16 protein-coding genes and 1 pseudogene are annotated in these 20,866 nt (G+C 66.7%); 7 read left to right on the forward strand and 10 right to left on the reverse strand.

Annotation, left to right across the window (positions count from 1 at the left end):
- Positions 1–33 precede the first annotated feature (33 nt).
- A complete protein-coding gene (locus tag JHB91_RS05675; protein WP_199472037.1) occupies positions 34–858 on the reverse strand; it encodes a dienelactone hydrolase family protein in 825 nt (274 codons plus the stop codon).
- Positions 859–965: 107 nt separating this feature from the next.
- On the opposite strand from JHB91_RS05675, the gene JHB91_RS05680 reads away from it, so the two are divergent.
- Complete coding sequence (locus JHB91_RS05680) at positions 966–1,946, forward strand: helix-turn-helix domain-containing protein (protein WP_199472039.1); 981 nt, start codon at positions 966–968, stop codon at positions 1,944–1,946.
- Between the two features lie 5 nt (positions 1,947–1,951).
- Here JHB91_RS05680 and JHB91_RS05685 read toward each other — a convergent pair whose 3' ends face one another.
- Positions 1,952–2,386, reverse strand: coding sequence for a sulfur transferase domain-containing protein (locus tag JHB91_RS05685; RefSeq protein ID WP_233398521.1), 435 nt, complete (start codon positions 2,384–2,386; stop codon positions 1,952–1,954).
- Here JHB91_RS05685 and hsdR point away from each other — a divergent pair.
- From hsdR to JHB91_RS05715, 6 genes are all read left to right on the forward strand, one after another.
- On the forward strand, positions 2,385–6,200 hold the full coding sequence (gene hsdR, locus JHB91_RS05690) for a type I restriction-modification system endonuclease (protein WP_233398522.1): 3,816 nt from the start codon (positions 2,385–2,387) through the stop codon (positions 6,198–6,200). The genes JHB91_RS05685 and hsdR overlap by 2 nt on opposite strands.
- An 84-nt stretch (positions 6,201–6,284) precedes the next feature.
- Entirely contained in the window at positions 6,285–7,469 is a 1,185-nt protein-coding gene (locus JHB91_RS05695; RefSeq protein ID WP_199472042.1) for a Fic family protein, read from the forward strand.
- Positions 7,466–9,004, forward strand: a complete 1,539-nt coding sequence (locus JHB91_RS05700) for an N-6 DNA methylase (protein WP_199472043.1) — start codon at positions 7,466–7,468, stop codon at positions 9,002–9,004. Before JHB91_RS05695 ends, JHB91_RS05700 begins: the two co-directional genes overlap by 4 nt.
- The gene (locus tag JHB91_RS05705; protein ID WP_199472044.1) at positions 8,997–10,349 is read left to right on the forward strand and encodes a restriction endonuclease subunit S; all 1,353 of its coding nucleotides are present in this window, start codon (positions 8,997–8,999) and stop codon (positions 10,347–10,349) included. The genes JHB91_RS05700 and JHB91_RS05705 overlap by 8 nt, the downstream gene beginning before the upstream one ends.
- Before the next feature lie 33 nt (positions 10,350–10,382).
- The gene (locus JHB91_RS05710) at positions 10,383–12,206 is read left to right on the forward strand and encodes a DUF262 domain-containing protein (protein ID WP_199472045.1); all 1,824 of its coding nucleotides are present in this window, start codon (positions 10,383–10,385) and stop codon (positions 12,204–12,206) included.
- Positions 12,207–12,354: 148 nt separating this feature from the next.
- Entirely contained in the window at positions 12,355–13,146 is a 792-nt protein-coding gene (locus tag JHB91_RS05715; RefSeq protein WP_199472046.1) for a hypothetical protein, read from the forward strand.
- A gap of 392 nt (positions 13,147–13,538) precedes the next feature.
- Here the strand turns inward: JHB91_RS05715 and JHB91_RS05720 are convergent, their stop codons facing one another.
- The 8 genes and pseudogenes from JHB91_RS05720 to miaA form a co-directional block, all read right to left on the reverse strand.
- Entirely contained in the window at positions 13,539–14,078 is a 540-nt protein-coding gene (locus tag JHB91_RS05720) for an efflux RND transporter permease subunit (protein WP_233398523.1), read from the reverse strand.
- 326 nt (positions 14,079–14,404) lie between these two features.
- Positions 14,405–15,697 (reverse strand): adenylosuccinate synthase, encoded by a 1,293-nt coding sequence (locus JHB91_RS05725; RefSeq protein WP_199472047.1) that lies wholly within the window; start codon positions 15,695–15,697, stop codon positions 14,405–14,407.
- A gap of 130 nt (positions 15,698–15,827) precedes the next feature.
- Positions 15,828–16,016 carry a DUF2065 family protein gene (locus JHB91_RS05730; RefSeq protein WP_199472048.1) on the reverse strand — a complete coding sequence of 63 codons (189 nt, stop codon included), beginning with the start codon at positions 16,014–16,016 and terminating at the stop codon, positions 15,828–15,830.
- A 15-nt stretch (positions 16,017–16,031) separates the two neighbouring features.
- Entirely contained in the window at positions 16,032–16,895 is an 864-nt protein-coding gene (hflC, locus tag JHB91_RS05735; RefSeq protein WP_199375322.1) for a protease modulator HflC, read from the reverse strand.
- Between the two features lie 131 nt (positions 16,896–17,026).
- Positions 17,027–18,028, reverse strand: a pseudogene (gene hflK, locus JHB91_RS05740) (FtsH protease activity modulator HflK); the annotation flags it as partial.
- Between the two features lie 87 nt (positions 18,029–18,115).
- Positions 18,116–19,423 carry a ribosome rescue GTPase HflX gene (gene hflX, locus JHB91_RS05745; RefSeq protein ID WP_199472667.1) on the reverse strand — a complete coding sequence of 436 codons (1,308 nt, stop codon included), beginning with the start codon at positions 19,421–19,423 and terminating at the stop codon, positions 18,116–18,118.
- A 71-nt stretch (positions 19,424–19,494) separates the two neighbouring features.
- Positions 19,495–19,791, reverse strand: a complete 297-nt coding sequence (gene hfq, locus JHB91_RS05750; protein ID WP_199375320.1) for an RNA chaperone Hfq — start codon at positions 19,789–19,791, stop codon at positions 19,495–19,497.
- A 91-nt stretch (positions 19,792–19,882) separates the two neighbouring features.
- Positions 19,883–20,851: a tRNA (adenosine(37)-N6)-dimethylallyltransferase MiaA gene (gene miaA / locus JHB91_RS05755; RefSeq protein WP_199472668.1), complete on the reverse strand. Its 969-nt coding sequence runs from the start codon at positions 20,849–20,851 to the stop codon at positions 19,883–19,885.
- Between the last annotated feature and the right edge of the window lie 15 nt (positions 20,852–20,866).

Below are 20,866 nucleotides of genomic sequence, written 5' to 3' on the forward strand. Positions count from 1 at the left end.
GGGCTCGCTCCAGGAAGGCCGGATCAGCGGAGTCTATGCCTCCGCCAGGCGCCTGCGCAGGAACGCCAGCACTTCGTCGCGCGCCGCGATGGTCGGCTCGCCGGTAGCGTCGATGAGGTGCGCGGTCAGCACGCTGTGCGGGCTGCCGACGACATGCTTGAAGAACGGTGGAGGTTCCGGATTGGCCGCAGCGTCTGGCAGCACACGGGCGATGAAGCGCTGTCCGAGTGCCGCTTGGTAGGCGGCGAAGCGCTCGGCGCGGCAATGGCGATCGCCCTCGAAGCGGTACGCCAGCACCGTCAGGTCGTCGCGCTCCAGGCGCGCGCGCACCGCGGCCAGTTCCGCAGCGCTGCTTTCAACGCCGGCCGGGTCATCCAGCGGCAGCGATGGCTGTGCCAGCACCGGCGCCAGCATCACCGGCTCCAGCATCATCGACAGCGCGAAGTTGCCGGTGAAGCACATGCCGATCGCGCCGACGCCCGGGCCGCCGCATTCGTCCATGGCCTGCCGCGCCAGCGCGCGCAGCCATGCCGTGACCGGGCTCGCACCCTTGCCCGCCAGCGCATGGAACTCGGCGCTGACGCAGGCCCTGCGCATGATCGCCAAGCCGGCTTCCGCCTGCGGAAAGGCGCCGTCGGTTCCGAACAGCGACGGGATGTAGACGGTGAAGCCGGCATCGCGCACCCAGCGCGCGAAGCGCGCCACGTGCGGGCTGATGCCGGGCATTTCCGCCATGACGATGACCGCGGGGCCGGCGCCTGCGACGAGGACGCGCTTGGCGATGCCATCCAGCGTGTACATGCGTGGCTCGAAGTCCTGCAGGGCATCGTCCTGTGGCGCGTTGTCGTCGATCGGCATGGTGGGTCCTTCGCGCGGTGGCGGTTGGTGGGCGTCCCGGGGGATTGGACCCGCGACGGCGTCGCCGGCGCAGTGTCCAATGCGACATCTTCCGGGCGGAAACGGACATGAAGGATTTCGAGATCCTGGTGCTCGAGGGCGCCTATCCGAGCAGCGTCGCCATGAGCCGCGACATCCTCGATGCCGCCGCGCGGATGGCGGCGATGCGCGGCACGCCGGTGCCGACCTGGGGCTTGCACTCGATCGGCGGAGGCCGGGTGTCGCTGCGCGATGGCATCAGCGTGGAGACGACGCGACTGCCGCCGCGCAGGCCGGGGTCACGCGCGATCTGCGTCATCCCCGGGCTCGGCGCGGATCCGCAGGAGGTCCTGACGCAGATGCGCACGCCCGATGGCCTTGCGATCGCACGCCGCCTCGCCCGGCATGTCGCGATCGGGGGGCAGGTGGCCGCCTCGTGCTCCGCTGTCTTCGTCCTGCATGCCGCAGGGCTGCTCGATGGCCGCCGGGTGACGACCACCTGGTGGCTGGCGCCCACCCTCGCCCGCCTGGCGCCCACCACCACGGTCGACGCGGACCGCATGGTCTGCGCCGATGGCCCGGTGGTCACCGCCGGCGCGGCGTTCGCGCACGCGGACCTGATGCTGCACCTGCTGCGCGAACGCTTCGGCCCGCGGCTGAGCGAACAGGTGTCGAAGATGCTGCTGCTGGAGCCACGGCATTCGCAGTCCACGTTCGTCGTGCCCGAGGTGCTCGCAAGCGGTCACGCGCTCGTGGCGAAGCTCACGGCACGCCTCGAGAAGTCACTGCCCGACGTACCACCGGTGTCCGCGCTGGCGCGCGAGCTGTGCGTGTCCGAACGCACCCTGGCGCGCCATGTGCGGCACGCCACCGGCAAGAGCACCAGCAGCCTGGTGCAAAGCGTGAAGATGCGCCGCGCACGGGCGTTGCTCGAGAACAGCCGGATGACGATCGATCAGGTCGCGGCGGCGGTCGGTTACCAGGACGCGACTGCGTTGCGGCGACTGGTGCGCAAGGCCGCGGGCGTCAGCCCCGCGCATTTCCGCGCGGCGGCGAGTGTCGGCCGGTAACAGCGCTAGCGCGCGAGGCGCTCGCGCACCGCGTCTTCCAGCCCGCGCAGCCCCCAACGGCGTCCTTCCTCCACGGCGGCGTCCGCGTCGGCGCCCTGCAGCCATGCCGCGCGCAGCGCCGCCAGCGCGCCCACGCGGTTGCCGCTGGCGCAGTGCACGAGCGTCGGCCCGTCGGCGGCCCGCAGCAGCTGGTCGAATGCCACCACGGCCTCGCGGTCCAGGTCATCGGGGCCGGCGATGGGCAGGTTGTCGTAACCCATGCCGGCGGCGCGCACGGCGCCCGCCTCGTCGAAGCCAGGTGTCTCCGAATCCGGGGTCAGGTCGATCACGTGGCGGATGCCTGCGGCACGCAGTGCGGGCAGGTCGTCGGCGGTGATGCGGCCGCCGGCGTGGATGCCTTCGGCGGGCGTGGTGAAGCGTTCGAGCAGTGGGGATTGCATGGTCACCTCGTCTTGCGCCGGCGCGGCCGGCGCGCTTTCGGTCGTGGTGCAGGCTGAGAGCGCGAGCGCCATCGGCAGCGCGGCGGCCGCCGCCAACAGGGGGGATCGTCCGGACATTGCGTGCTCCATCGACATTGGTGTTCGACGCGGTTTCGTGGACCAGGTGCCCATGATGCACCGTTCGAACACACGCGCGCCGCAGCCGAGCAAGGGCGCGCCGAATCAGTGCGCGACCACGATTCCAGCGCCCGAGGGGATTCCGTCAGAGCCCCTCACATCCGGCTTGTGGCCTATATTGCCCTCCGGGGATGGAAATAGCAGGCGGGGCCACCTTGTGAGAGCGACGGTTGAAAGCAACTTTCTGTTTCTCCGGGCGCACGACCCTGTCTTCATCAAACTGGCCTCGATGGCCGAACAAGTTTTTGTCGCGGACCCGAACACGACCCTCATCAAGCTCCGCCAGCTGGGCGAAGCATTCGCGAAGGATCTCGCCGTCAGAGCTGGCATCCGGGTCGACGAGAGACCGTCGCAAGCCGACCTCATTTTTCAGCTGTCCCGGGAGCTGCGGCTCGATCCGCGGATCCGCGAGCTGTTCCACGTCCTGAGGGTAGAGGGCAACAAGGCCACCCACGGCTTTGCCACGCAGCATCGTGACGCGATGGACGGCCTCAAGGTCGCCCGGGAACTCGCGATCTGGTACCACCGTGCCTTCGGACAGAACGCGACGGATTTCAAGCCTGGCCCATTTGCTGCCCCGAGGGATCCAGCGGCCCCGCTTCGGGAGGTGCAGGCCGAAGTCCAGCAGCTCAAGGCTGAGCTGGACGCTGCACGCAAAGCGCATGACGAAAGCCAGAAGCTCGCGCAGCTCCAGCAGGAGCAGGCGGAGCTGCATGCGGCCTTGGCAGAGGCCATGGACGTGGAGGCAAGGGAACAAGCAGCGTTGGTCGCCGAGCGGGAACAAGAACTTGACCAACTGCGGGCGGAATTTGACCAGCGGATCGAGCAGGTCGGGCTGACATCCGATCTACCGGGGAATGCCACTCAACAGGTTCAAGCCGCAACGCATCAGGCGAGCCGGAATTTCGACCTGACCGAGGACCTGACCCGCATCCTGATCGACCAGCAGCTGCGGGATGCGGGCTGGGAAGCGGATTCGCTTGAACTGACGTACGCCAACGGCGCTCGCCCGGAGAAGGGCTTGAACCGCGCGATAGCGGAGTGGCCCACGCGCATTGCCGGAGCGAATGCCGACTATGTCCTGTTCTGCGGCCTGGTACCGGTCGCCATCGTCGAAGCCAAGCGCAAGCGGGTCAACGTCGCCGACCGGATCACTCAGGCCGAACGCTATGCACGGGACCTGGTCCCGTCCGGCGACCTGCAGTCCGCATGGTGCGAGGCTGGGCTCGGCGTTCCCTGGCCTGACGGCCAGGACGGAACCTTCCACGTGCCACTGGCGTTCTCCTGCAATGGTCGCCCGTACATCAAGCAGTTGGCCGAACAGTCCGGCATCTGGTTCCGCGACCTGCGCCGCCCCTCCAACCTGCGGCGGCCATTGCAGGGATTCCATACGCCGGCCGGCGTCGCGGACCTGCTGAAGCGCGACATCGAAAGCGCGCAATCGCAGTTGGGGCAAGAAGGCATGGCCTACCTGCGGCTGCGCGACTACCAGCAGCACGCGATCCAGGCGGTCGAAGACGCCATGGCCGCCGGCCATCGCACCAGCCTGTTGGCCATGGCCACCGGCACCGGCAAGACCCGCACCATCATCGGGCTGATCTACCGCCTGCTGAAAACCGAGCGCTTCCGCCGGATCCTGTTCCTCGTTGACCGCTCCGCGCTCGGCGAGCAGGCCCAGGACACGATGGGCGAGATGCGACTGGAGCAGAACCAGACACTCTCCCAGATCTACAACCTGGACGGCCTGCAGGACACGTCCACCGCCGACGAGGCGCGCGTGCAGGTGGCAACGGTGCAGGCCATGGTCCGCCGCATCTTCCAGTCGGACGCGCCACCCCCGATCGATACCTTCGACTGCATCGTCGTGGACGAAGCCCACCGCGGCTACACCCTCGACCAGGAGATGACAGAGGGCGAGCTGGCCGTCCGCGACCACGCGCAGTACATGTCGCAGTACCGGCGCGTTCTCGACTATTTCGATGCCCACCGCATCGGCCTGACCGCGACGCCCGCCAAGCACACCACCGACATCTTCGGGAAGCCGGTCTACACCTACAGCTATCGCGAGGCGGTCGCAGACGACTGGCTGATCGACCACGAACCGCCCATCCGCTACGAAACCCTGCTCAACACCCGTGGCATTCACTTCGAGCGCGGCGAACAGGTCAACGTGGTCAACGTCCAGACCGGTGAAGTCGACACCACGGAACTCGATGACGATCTCGATTTCAACGTCGAATCCTTCAACCGCCGCGTCATCACCCCGGCCTTTGACCAGGTCATCTGCGAGGAGCTTGCGAAGGAGCTCGATCCCGACGGCGACGAGAAGACGCTCATCTTCTGCGTCAGCCAGGCCCACGCCGAACGCGTGAAGCACCTGCTCGACGACGCCTTCAAGGCCGTCCACGGCGAGCAGTACAACCAGGCCAGCGTGGCCATCATCACCGGGCGCAGCGACAGGGTGGACGCGCTGATCCGGCGCTACAAGAACGAGCGCCACCCGAACATCGCCATCACCGTCGACCTGCTCACCACCGGCATCGACGTGCCCGCCATCTGCAACCTGGTGTTCATGCGCCGGGTCCGCTCGCGCATCCTCTACGAGCAGATGAAGGGCCGGGCCACCCGCCGCTGCGACGACATCGGCAAGACCGTCTTCCGCATCTACGACCCGGTGGACCTGTACGCCGCGCTGGAAGAGGTCGACACCATGAAGCCGCTGGTGAAGGATCCCGACGTCAGCATCGAACAGCTGCTGCACGAGCTGAAGGATCCGCGCAGCCTGGCCGCCCCCGGCGGCAACGGCGACAGCCATGCGCAGGACGTCCTCGACCAGCTCGGCCAGAAGCTGATGCGCGTGCTGCGCAAGGCCGCGCATCGCGCCGCCGCCAAACCGCCGCTGCGCGACAAGCTGGACCAGCTCGAGGCCGCGTGGGGCGTGGCACCGGAGCGGCTGCATGCCCATCTGCACGAACTGGGCCCGCAGGCCGCCGCGCAGTTCCTGCAGCAGCAGCCGCTGCTCCTGCAGCAGCTGGCAGAGGTCGGCGCCCTGCTCGGCTCCGACCGCTACCCGATCATTTCCACGCACCAGGACGAACTGATCGACCGCCAGCAGAACTACGGCGTGCACGAGCAGCCGGCCGATTACCTGGAGAGCTTCAACCGCTTCGTCCGCGAGAACCTCAACCACTCGGTCGCCCTGAGCGTGGTGGTCAACCGCCCCCGCGACCTGACCCGTGCCCAGCTGCGCGAAGTCCGCCTGCTGCTGGACGAGCACGGCTTCAGCGAAGCCAACCTGCGCGGCGCCCTGCGCGAGAGCACGCAGCAGGAAATCGCGGTCAGCATCATCGGCCACATCCGCCGCGCCGCCCTGGGCGAAGCGCTGGTCCCGTTCGAACACCGGGTGGGCCGCGCCATGCAGGCCATCTACGCCAGCCGTGCCTGGACTCCTCTGCAGCGGCGCTGGCTGGAGCGCCTTGCCCAGCAGCTCGTGCACGAAGTGGTGCTGGATCGCGAGGTGGTGCAACGCAACTTCGAGGCCGACGGGGGCGCGCCCAGGCTCGACAAGCTGCTCGATGGCCGGCTCGACCGGATCCTGGACGACATCGGGGAGCAGCTCTGGCACCAGACCGGCTGAGGTGCAGATGAGCCGAATAGCGGGTATATTCGGCTCACCATTCGAGCCAAATAGACCGCTTATTCAGCTCATGCACGTCGCCCCATGACCCCGCCCCGCTGGATCTGGCAGCAGCCCACCTGGCCCCGCTTCACATGGGACGGCACGGCGCTGGCCTGCCCGCTGCGCGACTGCCAGCAGGTGCAGGGCCGGCTGCTCGGCATGGCCGGCGCCGCGGCCGGCGACCTGCAGGCCGAGGACGCGCTCGACACCCTGCTCTCCAACATCGTCGACTCCTCGGCGATCGAGGGCGAGCAGCTGGACGTGGGTTCGGTGCGCTCGTCGCTGGCCCGCCGTCTTGGCCTGGCCGACGAAGCGGCGCGCCGCACCACCGCCCACGCGGAAGGCCTGGCCGAGCTGATGCTCGATGCCACCCGACATGCCGACGCCCCGCTCGACCTGGCGCGGCTATTGCAGTGGCATCGCTGGCTGTTCGCCGCCAGCGACGAGTTGCTGCCCACGCGCATCCGAGTCGGTGCGCTGCGCGGCAGCGAGCCGATGCAGGTGATATCGGGACGCATCGACCGCCCGACCGTGCATTTCGAAGCCCCGCCCCGCGACGGACTCGAGGCGCAGGTGGACGACTTCATCGACTGGTTCAACGCCTCGCGCCAGGACAGCGCGCTCGATCCCCTGCTCCGGGCCGGCGTCGCGCATTTCTGGTTCGTCACCCTGCACCCGTTCGACGACGGCAACGGCCGCCTCACCCGCGCCCTGACCGACCTTGCCCTCGCCCAGGCCCAGCCGCAGGCCATCCGCTTCCACGCCATGTCGGCCAGCATCCTGGCCGACCGCGCCGGCTATTACCGCGTGCTCGAAGCCAGCCAGAAGGACGGCCTCGACATCACCGCGTGGCTGCAGTGGTTCCTGCGCACCCTGCACGACAGCCTGACCCGCGCCCTGCACCGCATCGACCGCGTGCTGGCCAAGGCACGCTTCTGGCAGGCCCACCGCGAACAGGCCCTGTCGGCCGAGCAGGCCAAAGTGCTCAACCGCCTGCTGGACGGTGGCGAACGCGGCTTCGAACAGGGCCTGACCGCACGCCATTACCAGACCGTCGCCAAGGTCTCCAAGGCCACCGCCACGCGCCACCTTGCCGACCTGCTGGAAAAGGGCTGCATCCGCCGCTTGCCCGGTGGCGGCCGCAGTACCCGCTACGAGATCAACGCACCGGCACCGGGCATCCCGCTTCCGCCCTGCTCCATGTCCACAGAAGACCCCAAGGCATGACCCACAACGACATCGTCCAGAAGCTCTGGAACCTCTGCGACGTCCTCCGCGACGACGGCATCAACTACAGCGACTACGTCACCGAGCTGGTGCTGCTGCTGTTCGTGAAGATGGAATACGAACAGGTGCAGAACAACGCCGCCTTCGAGCACAAGCTGCCCGAGGGCTGCCGCTGGCCGGACATGGAAAGCCGCTCCGGCCTCAACCTGCTCAACCACTACCGGCAGATGCTGCTGGACCTGGGCAGGAGCAGCGACCCGATGATCGCGGCGATCTACGCCGACGCGCAGACCCGCCTCAAGGAGCCGCGCCACCTTGAAACCCTGGTCAAGGCGCTGGACGGGCTGGACTGGTTCAGCGCCCGCGAGGACGGTCTTGGCGACCTGTACGAAGGCCTGCTGCAGAAGAACGCCAGCGAGACCAAATCCGGCGCCGGCCAGTACTTCACCCCGCGACCGCTGATCGATTCCATCATCCGCTGCCTCAAGCCGCAGCCCGGCGAGACCATCCAGGACCCTGCCGCGGGCACGGCCGGCTTCCTGATCGCCGCGGACAGCTACATCAAGGGCAACACCAACGACCTGTACGCGCTCGACGACAAGGCCCGCCGCTTCCAGCGCCGCAAGGCCTACGCCGGCATGGAGCTGGTGCCCGGCACCCGCCGGCTGGCGCTGATGAACTGCCTGCTGCACGGCATCGAGGGCGAAGGCGAAGGCGTGGTGCAGCTGGGCAACAGCCTGGGCAATCCCGGCGCCGCGCTGCCGAAGGTCGACATCATCCTGTCCAACCCGCCGTTTGGCACCGCCAAGGGCGGCGGCGGCCCGACCCGCGACGACCTCACCTACCGCACCAGCAACAAGCAGCTGGCCTTCCTGCAGCACATCTATCGCGGCCTGAAACCGGGTGGCCGTGCCGCCGTGGTCCTGCCGGACAACGTGCTGTTCGAGGCCGGCGTGGGCACCGAGATCCGCCGCGACCTGATGGACAAGTGCAACCTGCACACCCTGCTGCGCCTGCCCACCGGCATCTTCTATGCCCAGGGCGTCAAAACCAACGTGCTGTTCTTTCAGAAAGGCACCGCCGACAACCCGCGTCAGGAGACCGGCTGCACGCAGACCACTTGGGTCTATGACCTGCGCAACAACATGCCGAGCTTCGGCAAGCGGACGCCGTTTGGCGAGACGCATCTCGAGCCGTTCGAGGAAGCGTATGGCAGCGATCCCAACGGGGGCAGTCCGCGTACTGATGAAGGTGAAGAAGGCCGCTTCCGCTGCTTCACCCGGGCGCAGATCGCCGAGCGTGGCGATTCGTTGGATATCAGCTGGCTGAAGGATGCGGACAGCGTCGATGCCAGCAGCCTGCCGGCACCGGAAGTGCTGGCGGCCGAGGCGATGGCGGAGCTGTCCGAGGCTCTGCGCGAGCTGGATGCGTTGATGCAGGCGCTGGGTGCCGGCGATGAGGTGTTGGAGCAGAAGCGGTTGCTGGCCGAAGTGATGGGGCTGGAAGTGGCGAGCGGTGAGGTGGAGGGTGAGTGAATTGCCGGCCGGGTGGACCACCTTCACCCTCTCCGACCTTGGCGGTCTATCAGGAGGCAAGACGCCTTCGAAAGCGAATCAGTCCTTCTGGGCAAGCCGCGACGTGCCGTGGGTCTCTCCAAAAGATATGAAGAATTTTCAACTCACTGATTCTGAGGACCGCATTTCACAAGCGGCCCTGCGTAGCGCCAGCATGGTGCTATATCCCGCGAGTTCCATCCTGATGGTTACTCGAAGCGGAATCCTTCAACACACCTTCCCCGTGGCAATGGCAAAAGTCGAAGTCACGGTGAATCAAGACATCAAGGTCGCGAAGCCCAGCGATAACGTTGATCCTGGCTTTCTTCTCTATGCATTGAGAGCACTTGGCCAAACTGTGCTGCAGACCTGCTCTAAAGCAGGAACCACCGTCCAGAGCATTGACACTGAGACTCTGGAGGCACTTCGAATCCCTCTGCCTCCACTCGCAGAGCAACAGCGCATCGCACAGAAGCTGGATGCGCTGCTGGCGCAGGTCGACACCCTCAAGGCCCGCATCGACACCATCCCCGCCCTGATAAAGCGCTTTAGGTCAGCCGTCTTGTCGGCGGCAATCAACGGCGAACTCACTGGTGAGAAACCGTGTTGCTGGGATGCAGTAGCCCTCGAAGACTTGGTTGAGAACTCTTTAGTTGGGGTTGTTCGATCCGCGGACGAGCAATCGGAACAACTGGACGGCCGCCATCCGTATTTGAAGATGAACAACATCAATCAGGACTGGGGCTTCAACACTGAAAAAATGGTCGGAGTGCGAGCCACCAAGGATGAAATGCGCCGGTACGAGCTAGAACGGGGAGATTGGCTGTTCAATACCAGGAACAGTGTTGAGCTCGTGGGAAAGTCCTGCGTGTGGAATGGGCCACAAGGATTTGTCTTCAATAACAATATTCTGCGGATTCGCTTCGTCGCTGACGCGTTGCCAGAATACGTGGAGATCTGGTTCAGGTCCCCCCAAGGAAGGGCTAGGCTGAACAAAATCAAATCCGCCACCACGAGTGTCGCGGCCATCTATCAGAAAGCACTAATGAAGGAAGTACTGACCTTTCCGGCTATCAGTCAACAACGAGAGATAGTCCAACGCGTCGAACAACTCTTTGCTTTCTCCGACCAGCTAGAGGCCAGGATTTTCGTTGCCAGGCAGCGCATCGAGTCCCTGACCCAGAGCCTGCTCGCCAAGGCCTTCCGCGGTGAACTGGTGCCGCAGGACCCCAACGACGAACCCGCCAGTGTGCTGCTGGAGCGTATCCGCGCCCAGCGCGCCGCGGCACCCAAGCCGAAACGCGGCCGGAAGGTCGCTGTCAACTGAGCAACTGCATATCCATAAAGGGGGCGCACCAGCATGACCACATTCGACAGCACTAAGCTGCCGCTGAAAGACCTGCTCAAGGACATCGTCAACGGCAAGATCCAGCTGCCTGACTTCCAGCGCGGTTGGGTCTGGGATGACGAGCACGTGCGCAGCTTGCTGGTCAGCCTGGGGCGCTCGTTCCCGGTCGGTGCGGTGATGCTGCTGGAAACCGGCGGCGCAGTGCGCTTCCAGGTGCGTCCGGTCGAGAACGTGGCGCTCGATACATTGTCGGCCCCGGAGCGGCTAATCCTTGATGGCCAGCAGCGCCTGACCACCTTGACCCAGGTGCTCAAGCTGTCCGGCCCGGTCAAGACCACCACCGACAAGGGCAAGCCGGTCGATCGCTACTACTACATCCATATTCCGACCGCGCTCGCGGGCTCGGACCGGCTGGACGAAGCGATCATCGCCACCGATGGAAGCCGTCAGCAGCGCAGCGATTTTGGCCGCAAGATCGACCTGGACGTATCAACGCGGGAGCTTGAGTGCCAGCAGCTGTACTTCCCTTGCTCGGAGATCCTGGAGGCGATGGATTGGCTGCAGGACCTGTACCAGCACAACGCGGCGGCTGTTCCACAGTTCTTCGAGTTCAAGAAGCAGGTATTGGATGCGTACAACGAGTACCAGATCCCCCTGATCGTGCTGAAGAAGGAAACCAGCAAGGAGGCGGTATGCCTGGTGTTCGAGAAGGTCAACACCGGTGGCGTTCCCCTGTCGGTCTTCGAGCTGGTCACCGCCACCTACGCGGCAGACGGCTACAACCTGCGCGACGACTGGTTCGGCAGTGCCCTGCGTCAGGTGGGATCGCGCCACAGGCGTCTGGCAAAGGAGTCGATTCTTAAAAGCGTGGAGAACACCGACTTCCTGCAAGCGGTGACCATGCTGCACACGGTGGAGAAGCGGCGCGCCGACCTGGCGGAAGGCAGAACCGGCAAGCAGGTGACGCCGGTCAGCGCCAAGCGCGCCTCGGTGCTAGACCTGCCGCTCGAGGCCTACCAGCGCTGGGCCGATCCGGTGGAGCAGGGCTTCCTGCGTGCCGCCAAGTTCTTGCGGCAGGAGTGCTTCACCGCCACCCGCGACCTGCCCTACCGCACACAGTTGGCACCGCTGGCTGCCGTGCTTGCGCTGGTGGGCGCAGAGGAGCGCTGGCGCGAGCCGCGCATCTACCAGAAACTGGCACAGTGGTACTGGTGCGGCGTGCTCGGCGAGTTGTACGGCGGTGCCGTGGAAACCCGCATGGCCAATGACGTGGAAGAGCTGCTGGCTTGGATTGCAGCCGAGGGCACGCCTCCCCGCACCATCGGCGACGCCGCCTTCCAGGTTGAGCGGCTGGCCTGGCTTTCGACCCGCAACAGCGCCGCCTACAAAGGCATCAATGTGCTGGTGCTGCGCGAAGGTGCGCATGACCTCTACTGGAAATCACGCATTCGCGACCTCGAAGCCGACGAAGTCGCCCTCGACATCCACCACATCTTTCCACGCGACTGGTGCGAGAAGCAGAAGATCCCGCGCCGGCGCTACGACTCGATCATCAACAAGACCCCGATTTCGTACAGGGCGAACCGGATGATCGGCGGCGCCGCTCCTTCCAGCTATCTAGCCGACCTGCAAGCGCACAAGCAAGTCCAGCTGGATGAGGCCGAGATGGACGCACTGCTCGCCAGTCATCGCATCCCGGTGGCAGCGCTACGCGCTGACGACTTCGAGGCGTTCTACGACCAGCGTCAGCAGAACCTTCTGGCCTTGATCGAGGGCGTGATGGGCAAGCAGGTAGCAGCGGCTCCACTGGTGGAAGTCGACAGCCACGCGCGTTAAGGCTACGCCCGACGCTTCCAGCGCATCTGGTTTAACGGATCCAAGCAACATCCCCACGCGCTTTAGAGCATCCTCTGCTCGCCTTGCTCACCACGAGGGCGGGGGCGGACTATAAAACTCTACAACCACGAGAACGCGATCGCGATTTATGGACGTGACAGCCTTACAGCAAGAGTTCTACGACACAATCAGCAACTACGACTACTTCGCCCGATCGGGGCGCATGGACGTCGAGGAGCACGCGCATTGGGCCCATATTGCGATGCACCTGGACGGCATCTGGCCAGCGCCCCAGCCAGAAGCGATCTTCAACCTACTTCTCTCGCTCGCTAATGAAGCTACTGAAGTGTACGAATCTCCTCCTGTTGAACAAAGTCGATTCAAGGACGGACTTCCTTACGATGAGGCTGTTCACCCTGGGGGAAGCGTAACTCTCCTCCACATCGCGACAGCCATTCGCATCTTTGACCGCTACATATTTTGCGTCGGCGGCCTTCTGGATTGCAGCCCAACCGATCCGGTTCCACAGTCTGGATTCTGGATAGACCCCGGCTGGTGCTACACGGCAGCGTTCTTCGATGGATTTCAGCGCTGCATCTCCAACCACATGCTGTCAATAGATGAAAAGGATCGGCAAGAGCGCGGCTACTCGCTCTTGGAGGTAATGAACCTTGGGAAGGAGCGACTCGGCGCCGACGTTGAAGCGCTTCTGGCTCGACATTCTCAGGTCACGGACACATGGCTGGACCGCATGGCAGCTGCATTAGCTACCGGCGCTTTCGTGGAGGCTGTCAGCGCGCAGCAACGTCTGTTGGAAATGCTGATGCAGCAGACTTTGGAAGTTTTCTCGAAGCCCAGAAGCGATCGTTTAGTTGATCTGGTTGCGGCTGCAAAGGAGTTGGACGAACAGCAGGCATGGGCTACACCTGAAAGCTTCTGACTACAACTGGATGACTGGCGACGTTCGCGTAATCGGATTAATCACAGCGATAGCGGCTCGCTGCTCTCGCCCCCGACTGATCCAGCGACGTTTGATGCTATTGCTGAAAAGACAGCTCTTGACGGCGCGAAGCTGGTCCGTCGAACCCGAGCATGGTGCATCAACGCGCGCGCCAGAGCATTTGACATGGCATTGCCTAGGCCGCTTGACAGTTCAACCAAACACTAGCAATAAGCTTCGGTCTTCGACTGCCCACTTGATGGCGATAAGATGTTCAGTGCCGCACAATACGATGGGTCCGTGCTAACGATGCTGATCGCTAAGAGCCAATGCAAGAGATCCCCAAGTGACTGATGGCCTACGTTTGGTCTTGTGATGAGTTAGCTCTACGATCAGTCGTTGCTCAAATTGGTAACGTGGCCAATGGTTCGACGGCGAAGCTTGCGTAGGACTAGAGCTTCGGCGTCGTCAACGAGCGTAAACGCCGCCGGCACCACCACCAGGCTCAACACCGTCGACGTGATCAACCCGCCGATCACCGCCACCGCCATCGGCATCCGGAAGCTCGCATCTGCCGTCAGCCCCAGCGCGATCGGCATCATGCCCGCGCCCATCGCCATCGTGGTCATGATCACCGGCCGTGCGCGCTTGTGGCAGGCGTCCATCAGTGCCTCGTGCCGACTCATGCCATTGCCGTCGGCCATCACGGCGTAATCCACCAGCAGGATCGAGTTCTTCACCGCGATGCCGATCAGCAGGATCAGGCCGATCAGCACCGACAGCGAGATGTCCAGCCCGGTGACCAGCAGCGCGCCGAATGCGCTGCCGGCGGCCAGCGGCACCGCGACCAGGATGGTGATCGGTTGGCTGGCGTGGTTGAACAGCAGCAGCAGCACGCCGTACACGCAGAAGATGCCGGCCACCATGGCCATGGCGAGCCGCCGAACATCTCGGCGAAGATCTCGCTGTCGCCGGCGGCCTGGCGCTCCACGCCCACGGGCAGGTTGACGAGCGACGGCAGCGCGTCGATCTGCTTCTCCACCTCACCCATGGCCATGCCGTTCAAGTCCACGGTGATGGTGACGTTGCGGCGGCGGTCGAAGCGGTCGATCTGCGAGGGGCCGCTGGCGGTGGTGATCTCGGCCACGGCCATTACGCGATGCCGGCGTGTGCCGACGCGGCTGCGCCGTGCGGCCAGCCCCAAGAAAAAGCCCCGCATTCGCGGGGCTTCCTCACTCACCTTGTGCCCTTTACGGCCTCAGGCAAACGGATCCTGCAGCACCATCGTGTGCTCCCGATCCGGACCTGTGCTCACGATGCTAAGCGGGCAGCCCGCCAGTTCCTCCAGCGCCCGCAGGTACGCGCGCGCCGCCGGCGGCAGCTTGTCCCACTCGGTGATGCCGTGGGTGTTCTCGGTCCAGCCGGGGAACTCCAGGTACACCGGCTCGCATTCGGCCCAGCCCTGGGCATCGAGCGGGGCGTACTCGGTCTGCTTGCCGCGGTACTGGTAGCCGATGCACATCTTCAGCTTGTCCAGGCCGTCGAGCACGTCGAGCTTGGTGATGCACAGGCCGCTGATGCCGTTGATCGCCACCGCGCGCTTGAGCGCGACGATGTCGATCCAGCCGCAGCGGCGCGGGCGGCCGGTGGTGGCGCCGTATTCCTGGCCGCGGTCGCGCAGGCGCTGGCCCACGTCGTCGTCGAGCTCGGTCGGGAACGGGCCGCCGCCGACGCGCGTGGCGTAGGCCTTGCAGATGCCCAGCACGTAGTCGATCGCGTCCGCGCCCACGCCGGTGCCGGCCATGGCGCCGCCGACGGTGGTGTTGGAGCTGGTGACGTACGGGTAGGTGCCATGGTCGATGTCGAGCAGCGAACCCTGCGCGCCCTCGAACAGCACGCGCTTCCCCTGCTTGCGCAGGTCGTGGAGGATGCCGGCCACGTCGGACTTCATCGGCTCGACGTAATCGCCGAAGGCCAGCGCCTCGTCGTAGGTTTGCTGGAAGTCGATGGCGTCGGCGCCCAGGTACCGGGTCAGCACGAAGTTGTGGTAGTCGAGCGCGGTGCGCAGCAGCTCTTCCAGCTGCTTCGGGTAATGCAGGTCGGCCACGCGGATGCCGCGACGCGCCACCTTGTCCTCGTAAGCCGGGCCGATGCCGCGCCCGGTGGTGCCGATGGCCTTGCCGCCGGCGGCCTTCTCGCGCGCCTGATCAAGGGCGATGTGGTACGGCATGATCAGCGGGGTGGCGGGGCTGATCTTCAGCCGCGAACGCACCTCGACGCCGGCTTCCTCGAGCTCGCCGATTTCCTTCATCAGCGCCGCGGGGCTCAGCACCACGCCGTTGCCGATCAGGCACAGCGCGTCGTCGCGCAGGATGCCGGAGGGGATGAGGTGCAGCACGGTCTTCTTGCCGCGGATGACCAGCGTGTGGCCGGCGTTGTGGCCGCCCTGGAAGCGCACCACGGCGCCGATATCCGTCGTCAGCAGGTCGACGATCTTGCCCTTGCCCTCGTCGCCCCACTGGGCGCCCAACACCACGACCGACTGGCCCATCGCTACTTGCTCCTGAACATGGAAAAAGCCGGCGGTCCGCGCTGCGTTCAGCGGGCCCGTCCGGCTTTTGTGCATTCTCCGGGTTTCCGGCCCCCGGGGCCAGCCCGGTGATCGACCCGGCGTCGGGGATTCAGCCTTGGCGCAGGAACCAGAGCGCCACGAGGCCCGCGCCCAGCACCAGCCCGCCGACCACCCGCAACTGCCGGTCAGGCGTGGCCAGCATCTGCGCCATGGCCCGCTTCCAGGCGCCGGGGGCCGCGAACAGCAGCAGCCCCTCCAGCACGGCAACCAGGCACAGTGCCGCCCACAGGTCGCTCATCGCGTGCGGCCGCGGTCAGCGGTCGCTGCGCAGGTATTGCAGGAACGGGTCGTCACGCTCCAGCACGATCACCGCGTCGCCATCGTTGAACGAACGCCGATAGGCCTCCAGGCTGCGCTGGAACGCGAAGAACGCCGGGTCGCGGTTGGCGGCCTGGCCATACAGGCGCGTGGCCTCGGCATCGCCTTCACCGCGCAGCTTCTGCGCGTCGCGCTCGGCCTCGGCCAGAAGCACGGTCTGCTCGCGGTCGGCCTCGGCGCGCACGATGCGTGCCTGCTCCTCGCCCTCGGCGCGCAGCGCACTGGCCACCTGCTGCCGCTCGGCGCGCATGCGGTTGTAGACCTGGTCGATCACGTCGCTGTCGGTGGGCAGGTCGATCTGCTTGAAACGGATGTCGACGATGTACATGCCCAGCGTCCGGGCGCCCTGGTTGATGCCCGGAAGCAGGCGCTCGATCACTTCGCTGCGGTTGCCCGACACCAGCTCGGTCAGCGTCTGCGTATTGATCTCGTTGCGCAGCGATTCCTTGATGATCGGCGCGAGGCGGTCGGTCACCAGCACCTCGTTGCCGCCGGTGGCGCGATAGAAATCGCCGGCGTCGACGATGAAGCCGATGGCCACGAAGTCGACGCTCACGTCCTTGCGCTCGGAGGTCAGCGAACGCTCGGGCGGGAACTCGTTGGCCTGGAAGCGGCGGTCGAACACGCGCGCGCTCTCCACCAGCGGGATCTTGAAGTGCAGGCCGGGGCCGATGTCGGTGCGCGCCACGCGGCCGAGGTTCAGCACCAGGCCGACCTGGCCTTCGCGGACCACGTACACCGAGCCGAGCAGGCCCAGCAGCACGACCACGACGATCGGGATGATCAGGTTGAGTCTCATCGGGTGGCTCCCTCGCGGGTCGGACGCGGCAGGCGGCTGGCCGCCGGTTCGCCGTTGGTGGTGGCATTGACGGTCGGCGACACGAGCTCCGGCGTCAGCAGCGGCGGCGCGGTGCCCGCGCCCTGCCCGGCCATCGGCACGTAGATCAGCTGGCGGCCGTCACCACCGACGACCTTGCGGTTGTCGGCCAGCACCTGCTCCACGGTCTCCAGCCACAGGCGCTTGCGGGTGACCTCGGGGGCATTGCGGTATTCGTCGACCTGCAGCGTGAAGCGCTGCGCGTCACCGGTGGCGCGGGCGATGGCGGCGGTCTTGTAACCCTCGGCGGTGGTGCGCACGCGCGCGGCCTGGCCGCGGGCCTCGGGCACGATCTTGGCGGCGTAGGCGCGGGCCTCGTTCACCAGGCGCTCGTTCATCTGCTGCGCGCTGTTGACCTCGTCGAACGCCGGCTTGACCTGCTCCGGCGGGCGAGCGTCCTGCAGGCTGAGCTCGGTGACGACCAGGCCGGTGCGGTAGGCATCCAGCGAGCCCTGCAGCGAGGTCGCGGCGGCCGCCGACAGCGGGCCGCGCGCGTTGAGCGCGGAGTCGAGGTTGGAGCGGCCGATCTGCTCGCGCACGGCGCTCTGCGCCACCTGCTCGAGCACGCGGTCGGCATCGCGCGAACCGAAGAGATACATCTGCGGGTCGCTGATGCGGTACTGCACGTTGAACGACACGGTGACGATGTTCTCGTCGCGGGTCAGCACCGGCAGGCTGTTGCTGAAGGTGCGCACGCCGGTGGTGTTGAGCTTGGTGACGCTCTCGATCGGCCACGGCGCCTTGAAGTTCGGGCCCGGCTGCATGACGCGTGCGAACTTGCCGAAGCGCAGCACCACGCCGCGCTCCTGCTCGCCGACCAGCACGAAGCAGTTGAACGCCAGCCACAGCACCAGCGCGATGCCGATCCAGCGCAGCGGATTGCCGCCACCACCGCCGAACATGCCGCGCAACTGGTCGAGGATGCCGTCGAAGGGACCACCACCACGCCCGCGCCCGTTTCCACCGCTGCGACGCGGCGGCCAGGGGTTCTTGCGCTGGTCGTCGCGGCCCGAACCGCGGTCATCGTTGTTCTTGCCGGGAATGTTCCAGGCCATGCTGGCTCCAATCGTGAGGTACGCGGCGCCGGCGGACCGGCGGCGAGCGCACATTCTACAAGGTGTGGCGTTCCATGCAGCCGCCGGTCACTCGGCGGGCAGCAACGGCCTCAGGGGTATGCCATCGGCGAGGGCCGCCAACCGGCGCGCATCGGCCAGGGGAATGTCGAGGTCCAGCAGCCAGCCGTCCTCGTCGTGCGACTCGCCGCGGATGGCATCGATCTGGTGCAGGCGCGCGCGCAGGCGGCCGGCTTCCGGCGGCAGGCGCAGCTCTGCATGCAGTCGGCGCAGGCCCAGGCGCTGGCCCAGCGCCTCGCGCAGCAGGTCGATGCCGAGGCCATCGCGCGCCGAAATCCACACGCGCTCACGTGTCGCCACCTCGTCGAGGTGGTCGCCGGCATGCGGGCGGTCGTGGCGCGGTTCGACATCGAGGCGGTCGATCTTGTTGTAGACCAGCAGCTGCGGGATGTCGCCGGCGCCGATCTCGGCGAGCACGTCGTCCACCTGCGCGATGCGCTCCTCGCGCAGCGGGTCGGCGGCATCGATCAGGTGGATCAGCAGATCGGCCTCGCGCGCCTCGCTCAGGGTGGAGCGGAACGCGGCGACGAGTTCGTGCGGCAGGTCGCGCACGAAGCCCACGGTATCGGCCAGCACCACGTTGCCGCCGGCCAGCGCGACCTTGCGCACCGTGGGATCCAGCGTGGCGAACAGCTGGTCGGCGACGTAGGCGTCGGAGCCGGCCAGGGCGTTGAACAGCGTCGACTTGCCGGCGTTGGTGTAGCCCACCAGCGCCACGCGCGGCAGTTCGCTGCGCACGCGCGCGCGGCGCATCTGCGTGTTCTGCACTTCCACCTTGCCGAGGCGCTTCTGCAGCATGTCCACCCGCTTCTGCAGCAGCCGGCGGTCGGTCTCGAGCTGGGTTTCGCCGGGGCCGCGCAGGCCGATCGAACCGCCGCGCTGGCTGTCCAGATGGCTCCAGCCGCGCACCAGGCGCGTGGCCATGTGCCGCAGCTGGGCCAGTTCGACCTGCAGCTTGCCTTCGTGGCTGCGCGCGCGCTGCGCGAAGATGTCGAGGATCAGCCCGGTGCGGTCGACCACGCGGCGCTCGAAATACTTCTCGAGGTTGCGCTCCTGGCCGGGCGACAGCGGGTGGTTCACCAGCACGAGATCCGCGCCGGTGGCCTCGGCCACGGCCTTGAGCTCCTCGAGCTTGCCCTTGCCCAGCAGCATGGCCGGGTTGGGGCGGTCGATGCGCGCGGTGGCGACGTGGGCGACGGCGGCACCGGCCGAGCGCGCGAGTTCGCCGAATTCCTCAAGCACGCCCTCATCGGGCGGGCCGCCGGCGTGCGGCTGGATCAGCAGGGCGTTCTCGCCCTTGCGCGAGCGTTCAAACAGCTGGGTCGGCATTCGGTCTGCGGTCTCGGGTCAGGCATCTGACATGGGGCCGGCAGGGCGCCGCCGCAAGCCTATCCGGCGTCGTCGTCACCCTCGCCGTGCGGCCCAGACTCGGCCTCGCCGTCTTCCGGGGACTGCACGTAGCCGCCACCCGGGCCGACGCGGACGTTGCGCGCGGGAACCACGGTGGAGATGGCGTGCTTGTAGACCATCTGGCTGACGGCGTTGCGCAGCAACACCACGAACTGGTCGAACGACTCGATGGTGCCCTGCAGTTTGATGCCGTTGACGAGGTAGATCGAGACCGGCACGCGTTCGCGGCGCAGGGCGTTCAGGAAAGGATCCTGCAAAGATTGTCCCTTGGACATGGTGTTCCCCAACTGGTTCTTGTTGTTATGAGGTGCCTGGCACGCGGTGGCCAGTGTCGCCTGTCCGCTCCCCGGCGGCGACTGCCCGATCTTATACGACCCGGGACCCACCGAGGAAACCGGCGACCGCGCGTGCGATGCCGGCAGCGTCGGTCGCGGGGTCGAACCAGCGCGCGTCGAGTTCGCCGCGCAGCCAGGTGAGCTGGCGCTTGGCCAGCTGCCGGGTGGCGGCGATGCCGCGCGCGCGGAAGGCTTCGGCATCGCAGGCGCCGTCGAGGAACTCCCAGGCCTGGCGGTAGCCGACGGCGCGGATCGCCGGCAGGTCGAGCGGCGCCGGATGGGCCTGCAGCGCGGGCAGCGCGCGCAGCGCCAGCACTTCGTCGAGGAAGCCGGCGGCGAGCATGGCGTCGAAACGCGCGGCGATGCGCGCGTGCAGGGTGTCGCGCGATGCAGGCGCCACCACGATCTTCAGCACCCTGCAGGGCAGCCGCGCGGACGCGGCGGCGGGCCGCGCCTGCCACTCGCTGATCGCACGCCCGCTGGTGCGCCAGACTTCAAGCGCGCGCTGGATGCGCTGCGGATCGTTGTGGCCGATGCGTGCCGCGGCCGCCGGATCCACCGCCGCGAGGTCGGCGTGCAGCGCGGGCCAGCCGCGCGACGCGGCGTCCGCCGTGATCGCCGCGCGGACATCGGGATCGGCGGGCGGCATCGGCGCCAGGCCGTCGAGCAGCGCGCGGAAGTACAGGCCGGTGCCGCCGGCGAGGATCGGCAGCCGGCCGCGCGCCACGATGTCGGCAACCGCAACGCGCGCGTCACGCGCGAAATCGGCGGCGGAATACGCCTGCCAGGGGTCACGCAGGTCGAGCATGTGGTGGCGCACGCGCGCCTGCTCGAGGGCATCGGGCTTGGCCGCGCCGATGTCGAGCCCGCGGTACACCAGCGCCGAGTCCACGCTGACCACTTCGCCGCCGTAGCGCTCCGCCCACTCGAGCGCGAGCGCGGTCTTGCCGGAAGCGGTCGGGCCCATCAGCGCGATCGCCAGCGGCCGCGCGTCGGTCATGTCGTGCCCGGCGCC

This window comes from Luteimonas sp. MC1828 (assembly GCF_016461615.1).
Lineage (GTDB): Bacteria > Pseudomonadota > Gammaproteobacteria > Xanthomonadales > Xanthomonadaceae > Luteimonas.

Bases quoted from the DNA above. Each gene is read 5' to 3' on its own strand.
- JHB91_RS05675 (WP_199472037.1), bottom strand. From the start codon at position 858: ATGCCGATCGACGACAACGCGCCACAGGACGATGCCCTGCAGGACTTC.
- JHB91_RS05680 (WP_199472039.1), top strand. From the start codon at position 966: ATGAAGGATTTCGAGATCCTGGTGCTCGAGGGCGCCTATCCGAGCAGC.
- hsdR (WP_233398522.1), top strand. From the start codon at position 2,385: ATGGTCACCTCGTCTTGCGCCGGCGCGGCCGGCGCGCTTTCGGTCGTG.
- JHB91_RS05685 (WP_233398521.1), bottom strand. From the start codon at position 2,386: ATGCAATCCCCACTGCTCGAACGCTTCACCACGCCCGCCGAAGGCATC.
- JHB91_RS05695 (WP_199472042.1), top strand. From the start codon at position 6,285: ATGACCCCGCCCCGCTGGATCTGGCAGCAGCCCACCTGGCCCCGCTTC.
- JHB91_RS05700 (WP_199472043.1), top strand. From the start codon at position 7,466: ATGACCCACAACGACATCGTCCAGAAGCTCTGGAACCTCTGCGACGTC.
- JHB91_RS05710 (WP_199472045.1), top strand. From the start codon at position 10,383: ATGACCACATTCGACAGCACTAAGCTGCCGCTGAAAGACCTGCTCAAG.
- JHB91_RS05715 (WP_199472046.1), top strand. From the start codon at position 12,355: ATGGACGTGACAGCCTTACAGCAAGAGTTCTACGACACAATCAGCAAC.
- JHB91_RS05720 (WP_233398523.1), bottom strand. From the start codon at position 14,078: ATGGCCATGGTGGCCGGCATCTTCTGCGTGTACGGCGTGCTGCTGCTG.
- JHB91_RS05725 (WP_199472047.1), bottom strand. From the start codon at position 15,697: ATGGGCCAGTCGGTCGTGGTGTTGGGCGCCCAGTGGGGCGACGAGGGC.
- JHB91_RS05730 (WP_199472048.1), bottom strand. From the start codon at position 16,016: ATGAGCGACCTGTGGGCGGCACTGTGCCTGGTTGCCGTGCTGGAGGGG.
- hflC (WP_199375322.1), bottom strand. From the start codon at position 16,895: ATGAGACTCAACCTGATCATCCCGATCGTCGTGGTCGTGCTGCTGGGC.
- hfq (WP_199375320.1), bottom strand. From the start codon at position 19,791: ATGTCCAAGGGACAATCTTTGCAGGATCCTTTCCTGAACGCCCTGCGC.
- miaA (WP_199472668.1), bottom strand. From the start codon at position 20,851: ATGACCGACGCGCGGCCGCTGGCGATCGCGCTGATGGGCCCGACCGCT.